This window comes from Lentilactobacillus dabitei, assembly GCF_019061365.1.
GTDB classification, from domain to species: domain Bacteria; phylum Bacillota; class Bacilli; order Lactobacillales; family Lactobacillaceae; genus Lentilactobacillus; species Lentilactobacillus dabitei.
The window spans coordinates 3,132-3,995 of the sequence record NZ_JAHPPD010000140.1; the positions used below are offsets into that span (position 1 = coordinate 3,132).

The window sequence follows — 864 nt, forward strand, 5'->3', positions numbered from 1 at the left end:
ATGATATCAAATAATAAAAAATTATGTTACAATTCCACTTAGAAGGGAAGTGTTTATTATGTTAGAAAAAAGCGCAGATTTAGGAGACTACGGTCCAGCACCCTTTGCACCTGATTTAAAATCGGCTGCTTTGGAAAATGAAAATTATCGAACTACTTTGTGGACCGGGGATCATTTTCAAATCACATTAATGGCTATCCCAGCCGGAGGTGGTGATATTGGTATGGAAATTCATCATGGTAATGATCAACTTATTTACTTAGTAGCCGGTATTGGCCACGTTAAAATGGGGAAAGATAAAGATCATTTAACAGTTGATCAGGAAATTCATCCGGGAGAGGCTGTAGTTGTTCCTGATAACACTTGGCATAACGTGATCAACGCTGGAAAACAGACCATGAAGGTCTTCTCTATTTATTCACCGGTCAAGCACCAAAAAGGAACTAATGAAGCCACTAAAGCCGATGCAATTAAGCAGGAGGGCCCTCTGGAGGGTACTGGTGAATAAGACAAATTATTTATCAAAAGATATGATTTATGTCAAGAACTAATGGTATTCTTTGATAAATAATTTGAATTAGAATTTTTTCTGAACTATGCAATTAATAATTTTTTAGTTGCATTTAGCAATCGGGACTTATACAACCGAAAGAGTGGAACATAGTTCCACCCTTTTAATTTCAAAATATGTAAAGAGCTGTTATAAAAATTTTTAGTGGAATTTTTATAACAGCTCTTTATTTTTTACACAAAATAAAGTCTGTAAATCTTTCTAAGACCTATTTTGGATTGAAGTCAATATTTGAGACAGGTTTTAAGAGACATTCAGAACCGCGTTTACCTGCCACAGCTCAAATAAATCAT

General features: G+C 34.7%; 1 protein-coding gene. It reads left to right on the top strand.

What is annotated here, in order from left to right; translation table 11 throughout:
• Positions 1-58 precede the first annotated feature (58 nt).
• Positions 59-508: a cupin domain-containing protein gene (locus KTE19_RS13055; RefSeq protein WP_003600575.1), complete on the top strand. Its 450-nt coding sequence runs from the start codon at positions 59-61 to the stop codon at positions 506-508.
• Positions 509-864: the final 356 nt, after the last annotated feature.

Coding starts and splice junctions, on each gene's coding strand:
- KTE19_RS13055 (WP_003600575.1), top strand. CDS start 59: ATGTTAGAAAAAAGCGCAGATTTAGGAGACTACGGTCCAGCACCCTTT.